The organism is Demequina litorisediminis (assembly GCF_030161615.1).
GTDB lineage: Bacteria > Actinomycetota > Actinomycetes > Actinomycetales > Demequinaceae > Demequina > Demequina litorisediminis.
Genome location: NZ_BSUN01000001.1, coordinates 2802146 through 2814612 on the forward strand (window position 1 = coordinate 2802146; position 12467 = coordinate 2814612).

10 protein-coding genes and 5 pseudogenes are annotated in these 12467 nt (G+C 70.2%); 3 read left to right on the forward strand and 12 right to left on the reverse strand.

The genetic code is table 11. The features are described from left to right. Positions 1–23: 23 nt before the first annotated feature. The 7 genes and pseudogenes from QQK48_RS17085 to metK all read right to left on the reverse strand — a co-directional run bounded on the left by QQK48_RS17085 (position 24) and on the right by metK (position 7682). The gene (locus QQK48_RS17085; protein ID WP_284329222.1) at positions 24–599 is read right to left on the reverse strand and encodes an ATP-binding cassette domain-containing protein; all 576 of its coding nucleotides are present in this window, start codon (positions 597–599) and stop codon (positions 24–26) included. Continuing rightward, positions 574–753: pseudogene (locus tag QQK48_RS17090) on the reverse strand (ATP-binding cassette domain-containing protein); the annotation flags it as partial. The gene QQK48_RS17085 and the pseudogene QQK48_RS17090, both read right to left, overlap by 26 nt. Beyond that, positions 680–2599: an ABC transporter transmembrane domain-containing protein gene (locus QQK48_RS17095; RefSeq protein WP_284329223.1), complete on the reverse strand. Its 1920-nt coding sequence runs from the start codon at positions 2597–2599 to the stop codon at positions 680–682. The pseudogene QQK48_RS17090 and the gene QQK48_RS17095, both read right to left, overlap by 74 nt. Then, positions 2580–3248 (reverse strand): transcription antitermination factor NusB, encoded by a 669-nt coding sequence (locus tag QQK48_RS17100; protein ID WP_284329448.1) that lies wholly within the window; start codon positions 3246–3248, stop codon positions 2580–2582. The genes QQK48_RS17095 and QQK48_RS17100 overlap by 20 nt, the downstream gene beginning before the upstream one ends. Continuing rightward, a complete protein-coding gene (gene fmt / locus QQK48_RS17105; protein WP_348523813.1) occupies positions 3245–4324 on the reverse strand; it encodes a methionyl-tRNA formyltransferase in 1080 nt (359 codons plus the stop codon). The genes QQK48_RS17100 and fmt overlap by 4 nt, the downstream gene beginning before the upstream one ends. A gap of 1687 nt (positions 4325–6011) precedes the next feature. Next, positions 6012–6227, reverse strand: a pseudogene (locus QQK48_RS17110) (primosomal protein N' family DNA-binding protein); the annotation flags it as partial. Positions 6228–6510: 283 nt separating this feature from the next. Next, a pseudogene (metK, locus tag QQK48_RS17115) lies at positions 6511–7682 on the reverse strand (methionine adenosyltransferase). Between the two features lie 137 nt (positions 7683–7819). On the opposite strand from metK, the gene QQK48_RS17120 reads away from it, so the two are divergent. From QQK48_RS17120 to QQK48_RS17130, 3 genes are read left to right on the forward strand one after another with little or no spacing between them, the layout of a single operon-like run. Further along, positions 7820–8332, forward strand: coding sequence for a YpsA SLOG family protein (locus QQK48_RS17120; RefSeq protein WP_284329450.1), 513 nt, complete (start codon positions 7820–7822; stop codon positions 8330–8332). Between the two features lie 31 nt (positions 8333–8363). After that, on the forward strand, positions 8364–8600 hold the full coding sequence (locus QQK48_RS17125) for an SDR family NAD(P)-dependent oxidoreductase (RefSeq protein WP_284329224.1): 237 nt from the start codon (positions 8364–8366) through the stop codon (positions 8598–8600). After that, positions 8542–9093 carry an SDR family NAD(P)-dependent oxidoreductase gene (locus QQK48_RS17130; protein WP_284329225.1) on the forward strand — a complete coding sequence of 184 codons (552 nt, stop codon included), beginning with the start codon at positions 8542–8544 and terminating at the stop codon, positions 9091–9093. Before QQK48_RS17125 ends, QQK48_RS17130 begins: the two co-directional genes overlap by 59 nt. 10 nt (positions 9094–9103) lie before the next feature. Here the strand turns inward: QQK48_RS17130 and coaBC are convergent. From coaBC to pyrF, 5 genes and pseudogenes are all read right to left on the reverse strand, one after another. After that, positions 9104–10329, reverse strand: a pseudogene (gene coaBC, locus QQK48_RS17135) (bifunctional phosphopantothenoylcysteine decarboxylase/phosphopantothenate--cysteine ligase CoaBC). Between the two features lie 54 nt (positions 10330–10383). Continuing rightward, positions 10384–10605: pseudogene (gene rpoZ, locus QQK48_RS17140) on the reverse strand (DNA-directed RNA polymerase subunit omega); the annotation flags it as partial. A 52-nt stretch (positions 10606–10657) separates the two neighbouring features. Then, positions 10658–11212 (reverse strand): guanylate kinase, encoded by a 555-nt coding sequence (gmk, locus tag QQK48_RS17145; protein WP_284329226.1) that lies wholly within the window; start codon positions 11210–11212, stop codon positions 10658–10660. Further along, complete coding sequence (gene mihF / locus QQK48_RS17150) at positions 11209–11478, reverse strand: integration host factor, actinobacterial type (RefSeq protein WP_348523720.1); 270 nt, start codon at positions 11476–11478, stop codon at positions 11209–11211. Before mihF ends, gmk begins: the two co-directional genes overlap by 4 nt. 79 nt (positions 11479–11557) lie before the next feature. Beyond that, on the reverse strand, positions 11558–12400 hold the full coding sequence (gene pyrF / locus QQK48_RS17155) for an orotidine-5'-phosphate decarboxylase (RefSeq protein ID WP_284329227.1): 843 nt from the start codon (positions 12398–12400) through the stop codon (positions 11558–11560). Positions 12401–12467 lie beyond the last annotated feature (67 nt).

The window sequence follows — 12467 nt, forward strand, 5'->3', positions numbered from 1 at the left end:
CGGAAGCGCGGAGCCGGAGTGGTTCACGACCGTCGCTGCATCGCGGCGTAAGCACCGCCAGCGGCCATCAGCGCGGCGTGGTCGCCCTGCTCGACGATGTGACCCTCCGATAGCACCACGATGCGGTCGGCGGCCTCGATGGTGGACAGCCTGTGAGCGACCACCAGCGTGGTGCGCCCCCGCATGAGCCGTGCGAGCGCATCCTTCACGGCGCGTTCCGACGAAGGGTCGAGCGCCGACGTCGCCTCATCGAGGATGAGCACCGCCGGGTCACGGACCATGGCGCGCGCGATGGTCAGGCGCTGGCGCTGTCCACCCGACAATCGGGTGCCGGACTGCCCGATGGCACCGTCGAGCCCGCCCATGTCTTCCACGAAGTCCCACGCGTGCGCGTCCTTGAGCGCCGCGGTCACCTGCTCGTCGCTGACCGACGCGCGCCCGTACGTGACGTTCTCGCGCACGGAGCCCGCGAACAACAGCGCGTCCTGAGGGACCACCGCGAGGTGACTGCGCCAGCCTTCGTAGGTCCACCGCGGCGAGGTCTTCGCCGTCGACAAGGACGCGTCCCGAATGCGGTGGAAGGAAGCCGATGACGGCATTCAGGAGCGTCGACTTGCCCGAGCCCGAGGCACCGACGAACGCGACCGTCTGCCCGGGTGGGATGTCGATGCTGACGCCGTCAAGGGCCGCGACCCCGTCGTCGTACCGGACGGTGAGGTTGTCGAGCGTGATGCGTCCGCGCGGGCGCCCCATCGTGGGCTTGCCATCGTTGCGCTCGACCTCGTCCGCGCCCAACACCTCGCCGATGGACCGCACCGACTCGAGGCCTTTGGCGATGACGGGGGCGACCGACACGAGCGCCGTCACCGACGCGGTGAGCCTGCGCGAAGTAGGAGGAAAGCAGCACCACGTCTCCCGCGGTAATGCCCCAGATGCCATACCAGGCGAGCACACCTGCACCCACGAGGCACAGGACGGACATGACCTGGAAGCCGATCCAGGACAGTGCCCCGAAACGTCCGTTGACGATGTCGAGTTCCATTCCGGCGACCCGCACGCGGGAGACGGCCTCGTCGACGCGCGCGTTCTCCTGGTCCTCGCTGGCGTGGGCGCGAGTGACGGGGATCAGATGCGTCATCTCGGCGACGCGTACCGACATCTCCTCCATGCGGGAACGGAACTGAGCGTTGCGGCTGCGCATGGCACGGCGCGTCACGAGGACAAGCGTGGCGGCCAGCGGCACCACCAGGAGGTAGACGAGCAGGAACTCCGGGACCCGGAACGCCGTCAGGACCAACGCGCCCACGACGGTCGTCGCGGCCGCCAGCCCCGTGTCGAAGGTCTGGCGGGTCGCCTCGACAACCTGCTCGACGTCGCGAATGACCTTCGCCTGCAGGGTCCCCGCGCTCGTGCGGCGGTGGTACCCGATCGACAATTCCTGAAGCCGACGGGTGAGGGCGAGGCGCAGCGACGCCTCGAGCGTGCGCAGCACGATCGACAACTGTCGAATGTAGATGAGGCTCGTCGGGTAGTTCTGGGCGACCACCAGCACCATGACGGCGCCGGCGATGACGAGTTCGCGCAAGGGTGCATGCTCCACCACCGCGTCGATGATCATCGCCGTCACCAGGGGCATCACCCACACCGGAGAGTGCTTCACCACGAAGGCGGCGGTCGCGGCGGCGACGCGGCCGCGCTGATGCCCGAGCAGCCGTGTGAGGGTGCGCAGGGGTTCGGCGCCGTCGTAGGCCTCAACGACCCGGTCGGGGGTCAAGGTGGCCTTGGGGGTCATGGATGTGCCCGCGTCAAGAGCCTGGATGAACATCGCATCGGTGCCGTGCACGTGCGGCCACAATTGAACGTGAGGGCCGCGCCCCCAGTCGGCAGGTTCCGTTCCCGTGGCCGATGCCACGGCCACGCGCGTATCGAGGGTGACAAGGCCCGACCCCTCCACGACGTCCAGCGTTTCGGCGAGCACGGGCGAGCACGTCACGTAGGCAAGCACCCCTCCGGGCGCGAGAAGGCTGCCCGCGTGGGAGATCAACGCGTGCTGCAGGTCCACCAGGTCGTCAAGGTCGTCGATGCTGCGGCGCCAGCGCGCCTCGGGACGCCGCCGCAGAGCGCCGAGACCCGTGCACGGCGCGTCCAGCAGGATGCGGTCGTACGGCTCGGCCGGACTCCAGGTGCGGGCATCGGCACGATGCACGGTCGCCACGGCGTCGGGGATCGCCTTGAGCGAGCGACGCACCAGATCCGCACGGTGGTCATGGAGTTCGAGCGCGTCAAGGGTGGCCATCCCCTCGGCCGCGGCCGCGGCCAGCAGGGCGGCCTTGCCGCCGGGGCCCGCACACATGTCGAGCCAACGCTCGCCGGGGTCGATCACGGAGCCAGTGACGGCATCGGCCGGGCGGGCGCGCGCCGTCAGTGCCGCATCGGCGTGGACAAGGGCGAGTGCCGCGAGTTGGCTGCCCTCGTCCTGGACCGCAGCAGTGCCGTCGGCGACCGAGGCGATCTCGCCCGGCGCACCGCCGGGAAGGGTGACGCCCAGTGGCGAGTACACCGTAGGCGACCCGCCTGCCTCAAGCGCGAGAGCCTTCACGCTCGACGAGGCCGGGACGGGCCACAAGGGTCACCGCCGCGGGGGCGTTGTCTGCCTCAAGGAGCGCCGTGAGTTCGCCCGGGCGGCCGTCGTGACGCAGCGCGTGCTCGAGTTCGCCGACGACCCAGGCGGGGTGCGAGTGACGGATCGCGAGGGACTCGCGACTCGTGCCGGACGCCACGCGTGCCAGCCACGCATCGAGGTCGCGTTCGGTGACGCGACGCATGACCGCGTTGGCAAGCCCGGCGCCGCGGCCGTGCACCGCGCGGACCAGGTCCACCGTCTCCGAGACGGCGGCGTGGGCCGGCACGCGCATGGCAAGAGCCTGATGCACTCCGAGACGGAGGGCCACGGCGAGTTCGGCGTCGAGGGTGATGACATGGCGCTTGGCGGCGTCGGCGATGATCGCGTCGTAGAGGCCGCGGCCGCGCAGGGCACCGTAAGCGAGTTCGGTGGCGAAGCCCGCGTCACGCCCGGTAAGCCGATGCTGCTTGAGGATGCCGGGCATGATGAGGTTGGCGTAGCCGTCCTCAGTCTCGACCACGAAGGCGACGTCGTAGGCGGCACGGCGAGCGGGGTCGATGCGGGGCGGTCGCCTGTCGGCGCTACCGCTGCGGGGCTGGTGGCGCCGCTGAGGTCGCTCGCTCATGCCTCTCCCAGGATGGCGGTCTCGGGCAGGCGCGCGCCCCGCCACCACGCAGCGGCCTCCATGGGCTTCTTGCCCGCGGGGGCGATGGTGCTGAGCACCACGGGGTCCGATCCCGTCGCCACCAGCACGCGCCCGTCGCGCTCGAACACGTGACCCGGGGTTCCCGTGGGGCCGCCGGAGACGGGTGAGACGGGTCCCGCCTTCGCGACCGTGCCGTCGGGCAGCGTGGTCCACGCGCCGGGCGCGGGCGTGCACCCGCGGACCTGGCGGTCGACGGTGTGGCTCGGGCGGTCCCATGCCACGTACGCGTCATCGCGGTTGAGTTTCGCCGCGTGACTCACGCCGTCCGCGGGTTGGGGCTGCGGCTCCGCCGTGCCCGAGACGAGTGCCTCGATGGACTGCAGCAAGAACGGGGCGCCCGCGACGGCGAGGCGATCGAGCAGGTCGCCCGCGGTGTCGGCGGGGCGAATGCGCTCGGTCATGGTGCCGATGACGGGGCCGGTGTCCATGCCCTTGTCCAACAGGAACGTCGTGGCACCCGTGATCTCGTCCCCGGCCATCAGCGATCGCTGAACGGGAGCCGCGCCGCGCCATGCGGGCAGAATGGAAAAGTGCAGGTTGACCCAGCCGTGCCGAGTCGCGTCGAGCAGGGCGGGGCGAAGGATCTGGCCGTACGCGACCACTGCCGCGGCATCGGCCTCCAGCGCCGCCACCTGCGCGATGAACTCGGGGTCGCGCGCATCGGCAGGGTCGAGCACCGGGAGTCCGTGACGTTCGGCGGCTTGCTTCACGGGGCTCGCGTGCAACTGCTTGCCGCGCTTGCCGCGTGCGTCGGGTTGGGTGATCACTGCCACGACCTCGTGCTCCGAGGCGACGATGGCCTCGAGCGCGGGCACGGCGACGTCGGGAGTTCCGGCGAAGATGAGGCGCATGCGTCCATCGTAGGCGTCCCGTCTCCTCTCCCTTCCCTGTCGCAAATGGCCGCATTTGCGGCGCGTTGGGCGCTGAAGTGCCGCAAATGTGGCCTTGTGCGGCAGGTGGTGGGGCGTGGGCATGGGGGTGCCGGGTGTGGGCATGCGGGGATGTGGGACTGGCGAGAGGCGCCTGTGCGATGGCGAGTGTTAGCGCGGGAGGTCGAGCGCGCCGTCGACCTTGAGCCTGAGTTCTGCCTTGTCCTTGCCGCGGGCTGCCGAGAGCCTGCTGCTGGCGTGCTCGCAGCGCGTCCACCACCCGCTGCGCCCGTCCACGGGGCAGCAGCACCGAGGCTCCGTCCGGACGCGGAATCACCGTCGCGCCGCCATGTCCGTCGCGCACGCCGGCGTCGCCAAGCGCGCCGTCGACGGTCCACTGGTCGCCCACCAGGAGCACGTGGCGCCGATGCGGCGGAAAACCGAGCGGCGCGCGCTCGGCGAACTCCTCGCACGCCGCCTCGACTGGTGACCAGGTGGCGAGCGCCCGGCGTGTGAGGTCGGGCAACTCCCCCACGACGGTCACCGCTCCCCCGTCCGCACGGCTGCGGACGAGTGCGGCGGCCGTCAGCCACCACCGCACGGCCCGCAGTTCGGCGCCGAGACCGGCGTGTGCCGGGACGCCCGCGTCGACGATCACGAGGTGTGCGTAGCCGCCTTCCACGGCGGGAAGCGCCGCAGGCGTGGCCACCACGATGCCCTCGCTCACGCTGAGGTCCGCGACCACGCCCGTGCCGGCGCTCGAGACCGTGAGCGGCACCTCGGGAGCCATGCGCCTCGCCTGCTCGGCGATACGTTCGATCCCCTGACGCAGGTGCTTGAGCCGCGCTCCGTGACACTCGGGGCAATGCCAGTCGGGTTGCGGGTGGCCGGCGTCAAGGCACACGGGGTCCGCGCCCCGTGCGGGAAGTGCCAAGGGCGACTCGCAGACCCGACATACCGCCCACGCGTCGCACGTGGCGCAGGCGGCAGCGTGCACATAACCGGCACGAGGCACGATGATCGCGACCGGGCCGCGCTCGCGGGCCTTCGTGAGGGCTCGCCACGCACTGCCAGGCATCCAGTGCCAGCCGCCGGGGCCCTCGGCGTCGCGCCGCTCGGCGGTCAGGATGTCCATGGCGGGGACCGCATCGCGCACAGTGTCCCGGGACGGCATGTCCGCTCGGGCCCAGCCGTGCTCCACGAGCGCCACGGCATCGGCTCCCCACGCGTAGCCGCCGATGACGACCGCAGCGCGATCGCCTGCGCGCATGGCCGCGATGGTGCGGGCGTGCGGGTACGGGGCGTGAAGTTCCTCGTAGACGCCGTTCGCCTCGTCCCACAACACCAGGAGCGCGAGCGCGGGGACCGGCTGCATGACGGCCGGTCTGGTGCCGATCACGATGCGTGCGTGGCCGTGAAGCGCCGCAAGGTAGGAACCGAAGCGCTGACTCGGGCCGTGATCGGCGTCGAGGACGGCCACCTGTCCACCAGAGCGCGCCGTCCAGCGGCTCAGCCCGCGCCGCTCGCATTCGGCGAGGACGGCCTCGACGGCGCGTGCATCGGGCACCACGAGGATGGCCGATGCTTGGTCGCCGATCGCGGCGAGCGCCGCCTGAACCAAGGCGCGGGCGGGTACCGAGGTCCGCGGGTGCGATTCCGGCAGCGCCTGCCAGACGACTCGGTCGCCGGGGTCCACCGACAGCCCTACCTCGTCGGGCACTTCTCGCTCGAGTGCCTCGGCGTAGACCGGGTCGGGGGGCGGCGGGCCCCAGTCACGTCGTTCGACCGCGGCGACCCGCGGTGGGGCCATGAGTCGCAGGACGTCCCACGTCGACCCCGCGTAGCGGCGCGCAATCTCGCTGGCGAGGCGCACCGCCTCGGGTGTGAACGAGGGCACGTGTGACGCGGAGGACAGCAAGGCGAGTCTCCCGTCGAAGTCGCTGGCCGGAGCCACCTCGGTGACGACCGCGGAGCGCAGGGTCCCCGCCATGGGTACCCGTACGCGTGAGCCGACGGTCACCGTGTCCACGAGCCTTGGGCGGGATCAGGTAGTCCAGCGGCTTGTCGAGATGCGGCAGCGGACTGTCGACCCTCACACGAGCGACGGGTCCCGTGGCAGTGCCCTCCCCTGTCGCCGCACCTACTTGTGCGCGGGAGCGCGCACCCGCACGTGCGCCAGAGCGTGCTCCCGCGCCCGTCCCCACGCGCGTGGACGCCCCCTTCGTACTTCCCTGGCCGGGAAGCCCGAAGAGCGCGTCGCCGTCGCCGAGGTCGTCAACCACGGCCGGCCCGAGGCCCGATGATGCGCGCTCCTACTGAGCCGCCGAGGCAAGCGCCTCCGCGCGGTCGGTGCGCTCCCACGTGAAGTCGGGAAGGCTCGCGCCCGAAGTGACCGTAGGCTGCCGTCGAACGATAGATGGGCCTGCGCAAGTCGAGGGCGTCGATGATCGCGGTGGGCCGCAGGTCGAAGACCTCCTTGATGGCGGACTCGATGCGGACGGGATCCACCTTCGCGGTGCCGAACGTCTCAACGTACAGGCCCACGGGACGTGCCGTACCGATCGCGTAGGCGACCTGGACCTCGCAACGATCCGCGAGTCCTGCGGCGACCACGTTCTTGGCGACCCAGCGCATCGCGTAGGCGGCCGAGCGGTCCACCTTCGAGGGGTCCTTGCCGGAGAACGCGCCGCCACCGTGGCGTGCCATGCCGCCATAGGTGTCGACGATGATCTTCCTGCCCGTGAGGCCCGCATCGCCCTTGGGGCCGCCGATCTCGAAGCGCCCGGTGGGGTTGATGAGGCTGTGGTGGCCGGTGGAGTCAAGGTCGTACGCGGCGAGCACGTGGCCGATGACAGCCTCCTCGAGCGCCTCACGGAGGTCGTCGGTGATCCACGTCTCGTCGTGCTGGCTGGACAACACGACGGTGTCGACGGTGCGAGCCGTTTCGCCGTCGTAGCCGATGGTCACCTGTGCCTTGCCATCGGGTCGCAGCCCCGTGACAACTCCGGTCTTGCGTACCTCCGCGAGACGCTGAGTGAGCCGATGGGCCATCGCGATGGGCAGTGGCATGAGTTCCGGGGTGTCGGTGCAGGCATAGCCGAACATGAGTCCCTGATCGCCCGCACCAAGGCTCGGAACCATCGGAGTCGGTGGCCGCCCCCACGCCGGCCCAGATGTCGGCGCTCTGCTCACCAATCGACACCGAGACGCCGCACGAGTCGCCGTCGAATCCCGCCTTCGATGACGTGTAGCCGATGCCGGTCACGACGTCGCGAATGGTGCCGGGAATGTCGACGTACGCCTCGGTGGTGACTTCGCCCGCGACGTGAACGAGGCCGGTCGTCACCATCGTCTCCACCGCCACGCGTGCGGCGGGGTCCTGCGCGAGCATCGCGTCCAGGATCGCGTCAGAGACCTGGTCACACACCTTGTCAGGGTGGCCCTCGGTCACGGACTCGGAGGTGAAAAGCCGCAGATCAGTCATGCGCGCAAGCCTAGCGTCGCTGTCCGACACCGCGTCGCCCTGGACGGGGTGGCTCAGCGGGGGCAGGCGGCATGCGCCGCCGCCTCGGGACCTGCGACCCATTCCCCTTCGCCCCTGGTCCCACTAGGTTCGTGACCATGCGTGGAGGGACAAGGGCGGACGAGGTCACCGGGACCGGAGGCGTCATCGCGAGAGTGATCGCGGGCGGCCAGACCGGCGTGGACCGTGGAGCCCTCGACGCAGCGATCGCCATGAAGGTGGTCCATGGTGGCTGGTGCCCCGCTGGTGGAACCGCGGAGGACAAGCCCTACGCCCCCGGGGTGTTGATCGACTACCCGGGCCTCAAGCCCACGATGTCGGACGATCCAGAAATCCGGACACGTCTCAACGTGCGCGATGCCCATGCCACGCTGGTGATCGGTGATCCGGAGCGCTCCCCCGGAGCCGCGCGGGCAGTGTCCGCGGCAGCCGAACTGCGCCGGCCCTGCCTGGTGACTCCCCACTCTCCCGGGGAGGCGTTCGCGTGGCTCGAGGGCATCGGCCGCGAACTGCTCGTGAATGTGGCCGGTCCCCGTGAGTCGCAGTGGCCGGGGGCACGCGACGCCGCGTACGCGTTCGTCACCGATCTGTTGGAGCACGACAGGCGCTGACGCCACGACCAGTTGTGCGACGATCATCGCCATGACGACGCCGCTCAGGGTTCTTGCTGTCACCGGCGCTTCGCGCGGGATCGGGCGTGCGATCGCCCTGCGCGCCGCTAGCGAAGGCTGGGCGGTGATGGTCGGTTACCGGCACGACGCAGCCGCGGCCGATGCCGTAGTGACGGAGATCCGTGCGGGTGGCGGTGAGGCCTGGGCGCGTGGTGTCGACATCACGAGTCCCGAAGGCTCTCGCGGAGTTCTTCGCCGCGGCCAGTGACCATGGGGACCTCCGCGGCGTTATCGCGAACGCGGGTGCGGCGACGGCGGTCGGGAGCCTGCGCGATCAGGATCCTCGAGCCCTTGCGCGTGACATCGAGGTCAATCTCACCGGTCCCGTCCTGACCTGCCGTGCCGCACTCGATTACCTGTGCCGAGACGCGAGCATCGTGCTCATCGGATCGGCGGCAACCCAACAGGGTTCTCCCGGAACCTACGTGCATTACGCGGCCGCCAAGGCGGGTGTGGCGATGCTCGCTCAGGGCCTCGCCCGCGAACTGGGGCCCGACGGGATTCGGGTTGCCTGCGTCGAACCCGGCACGGTCAGGAGCGACTTCCACGCGGACCCGGAACGGCCGGACAAGGTCGCGTCTGCGATTCCGTGGGGCCGGCCCGGTGAGCCCGACGAGATTGTCGGCGCCGTGGCGTGGCTGCTCTCGGACGACGCAACGTATGCGTCGGGCGCGGTGCTCCGCGTCGGTGGAGGCCTCTAGGCGGGTGCGATTACCGCAAGCGCCCGATGGCGTCGAGGACCGCGTGGGCGACCGCAAGTTTGGTTCCCGTCGCCTCGCCCACGGGCTCGCCCTCCGCGTCCAGCATGACGACGGCGTTGGTGGGCGTGCCGAAGCCCTTGGACTCCCCCACCTCGTTCAGCACGAGGAGGTCGGCGCCCTTGCGGCGCGCCTTGGCGGCGCCATGCTCCAGCACGGAGCCGTGCTCGTCGCCCGTCTCGGCCGCGAAGCCGACGATCACCTGGCCCTCGCGCCTGAGCGCCGCTAGTCCCGCCAGGACGTCCTCGGTCTGGACCAACTCCAGCGTTAGCCCGGCATCTCCCCGCTTCTTGAGCCTTGGTGGCCGATGCCTCGGCGACGTGGTAGTCGGCCACGGCGGCGGCCATGATGATCACGTCCGCCTCTGCGGCGGCGTCGCGCACCGCGGTCGCGAGCCTGGGCGGCGGTCTCCACATCCACGCGTGCGATGCCCTCGCCTAGCGGCAAGGACACGTTCGCGGCGACCACGGTGACGGTGGCGCCGCGCTCGCGGGCGGCCTCCGCGAGGGCGAAGCCCTGCTGGCCGGAGGAACGATTGCCCAGGTAGCGCACGGCGTCGATGGGTTCACGTGTGCCTCCCGCGGAGATGACGACGTTCACGCCGTCCAAGTCCCCCCAGGTCCCGACGGTGGGCACCGCGAAGGCACCGTGTGCGGGGTCAACCATCGCGTGGAAGGCGGTGACGATGTCCTCGGGATCGGGTAGCCGCCCCGGGCCGGAATCCGGCCCCGTCAGGCGCCCCACGGCGGGATCGAGCACCGTGACACCGCGTGCGCGCAGCGTCGCGACGTTCGCGACCACGGAGGGGTCATTCCACATCTCCGTGTGCATCGCCGGGCACACCAGCACGGGAGCCTCGGTCGCCAGCAGCGCATTGCCCAGGAGATCGGTGGCCCTTCCCGCTGCCATCTGCGCGAGGAAGTCGGCCGTTGCGGGGGCCACGATCACCGCATCGGCCCGCTGTCCGAGCCTGACATGCTGCACCGACGGCACGTTCTCAAACGTGTCCGTCGGTGCAGCATGTCCAGAGAGCGCCTCCCAGGTGGCGCGTCCCACAAAGTTCAGCGATGCCGCGGTGGGCGCGACGCGCACGTCGTGCCCCTCCTCCTTCAGGAGGCGCAGCACCAGGGCGGCCTTATAGGCCGCGATGCCGCCGGTGACGCCCAGCAGGACGCGCATCGGGGAGTCGCTTACTTCTCGGAGTCGCCCAGGCTCGAGCAGGCTGCCCTCGTTGATCTCGCGCAGCGCGACCGAGAGCGGCTTGTCGGTGGAATCGGCCTCGACGAGCGGGCCCACGTTCTCGAAGTGACCCTCGCCGAGGGCCTCGTAGTACGAGTTGATCTGACGGGCACGCTTGGCGCCGTAGATCACGAGCGCGTACTTGGAGTCGACCTTCTCGAGGAGCCTCGTCGATCGGGGGGTTGGTGATTCCCTGGGGGTTCGCGACGGTTCCAGCCACGGTCACATCCTCACAATTGTTACTACGTACACAGTCCAGCGCACCAGTCTAGCGCGGGTCCCTCACGAGGGCTTCCAACTCGTCCACGGCGCGGTCAAGATCATCGTTCACGATGACCCGATCGAACTCGCTGACGGCGGCGAGTTCCTCACGCGCGGTCTCGAGACGGCGCTCGCGCTCCGCCTCGGTCTCGGTGCCGCGGCCCACGAGGCGGCGCACCAACTCGTCCCACGACGGCGGCTCGATGAACACGAACAGCGCCTCGGGCATCGTCTCCTTGACGAGACGAGCGCCCTGTAGGTCGATCTCCAGCAACGCCGGATCGCCGGCGGCGAGATGCTCGTCGACCGGACCGCGCGGCGTGCCGTACCGATGAGTGCCGTGGACCGTGGCCCACTCCAGCAACTCACCGTCGTCGATCATGTCGTCGAACGCCTCGGGGGTCACGAAGTGATACTCCACTCCATCGGTCTCCCCCGGCCGCGGGGCTCGCGTGGTGGCAGACACCGACAGCCAAACATCGGGGTGGCGCTCCTTGAGCGCCCGCACCAGAGTGCCCTTCCCGACGGCCGTGGGGCCCGCAAGCACCACGAGACGGCTCATCGACCCTCGCGCTCGATCAGCGCGGTGACCTGGTGTGCTCCGAGTCCACGAATACGACGTGCCTGGGAGATACCGATCTCCTCCATGGCGGTCTCGGCACGCTTGGGGCCGATGCCCGGCAGGCACTGCAGCAGGTCACGCACGCGGATACCGGCCAGCGCCTCATCCGCCTTGGCCCGCGCGATGGCCTGCTCGAGGCTCATCTCGCCACGGGCAAGCTCTTCCTTAAACACGCGACGCGCGCTGCGCACCGCGGTGGCTTTCACCAGAGCAGGCTGCGCGCTGCTCCTCCGTCAGTTCAGGTGTTGCCACTTTCATTCCTTCCACGAAACGGGTCCCAGAGGATTACCCCTCCAGGGCCGCCTGCGCTGCGTCCGAAGCCTCATGAACCGCGGCACGCAGCCTTTCCAGGGAGGGTCCCTCAGCGAGAACACCTCTCGACTGATTGACGAGCACCCGGCTCCGGGAGTTCCCGAATACCTGGGCCAACTCGTCGGGTCCGGCTCCCTGGGCGCCAACTCCTGGCGCAAGGATCGGTCCATTCAGACCGTCGAGGCCGATGCCGAGATCCGACACCGCCGAGCCCACTGTCGCCCCTACCACCAGGCCTACATTTCCCATGGGCGTCGCTCCCTCATTGAGGGCCGATGCCTGGCGCACCACGGCCGCGGCAACCGCCTCCCCCGAGGCGGTGCGTGCGTGCTGAACGTCGTGTCCCTCGGGGTTCGACGTCAGCGCGAGCACGAAGATGCCCTTGCCCGTCTCAGCCGCGAGGTCGAGGGCCGGCTTCAGCGAACCGAAGCCGAGGTACGGCGACACGGTGAGCGAATCGGCCTCCAACGGCGATCCCGGACGCAGGAACGCGTCCGCATAGCCCGCCATGGTGGAGCCGATGTCGCCACGCTTGGCGTCCATCACCGTGAGGAGATCGGCGTCGCGGGCATCCGCGAGCAACCGCTCAAGGACCGCGATACCGCGCGAACCGTGACGCTCGTAGAACGCCGCGTTCGGCTTGATCGCGGCGGCCGACCCGGCGGCGCCCGTGACGACCGTATCCGAGAAGGCTGCGAGCCCATCGGGCGTGTCCGGCAGGCCCCATTGGGTCAGCAGGGACACGTGCGGGTCAACGCCCACACACAACGGTCCGTGCCGCTCCATGGCCGCCGCGAGGCGCGCGCCGAATGACATCCGATTCTCCTTGCCGGCGAGGGTCTCGCCTGTCGCTACTGCCATGCTACCTGCGATGACGCATCGT

Excerpts from the sequence above, each read along its gene's own strand:
- pyrF (WP_284329227.1), bottom strand. The coding sequence starts at position 12,400 with ATGTCATTCGGCGCGCGCCTCGCGGCGGCCATGGAGCGGCACGGACCG.
- gmk (WP_284329226.1), bottom strand. The coding sequence starts at position 11,212 with ATGAGCCGTCTCGTGGTGCTTGCGGGCCCCACGGCCGTCGGGAAGGGC.
- fmt (WP_348523813.1), bottom strand. The coding sequence starts at position 4,324 with ATGCCCACACCCGGCACCCCCATGCCCACGCCCCACCACCTGCCGCAC.
- QQK48_RS17085 (WP_284329222.1), bottom strand. The coding sequence starts at position 599 with ATGCCGTCATCGGCTTCCTTCCACCGCATTCGGGACGCGTCCTTGTCG.
- QQK48_RS17100 (WP_284329448.1), bottom strand. The coding sequence starts at position 3,248 with ATGAGCGAGCGACCTCAGCGGCGCCACCAGCCCCGCAGCGGTAGCGCC.
- QQK48_RS17125 (WP_284329224.1), top strand. The coding sequence starts at position 8,364 with ATGACGACGCCGCTCAGGGTTCTTGCTGTCACCGGCGCTTCGCGCGGG.
- QQK48_RS17120 (WP_284329450.1), top strand. The coding sequence starts at position 7,820 with ATGCGTGGAGGGACAAGGGCGGACGAGGTCACCGGGACCGGAGGCGTC.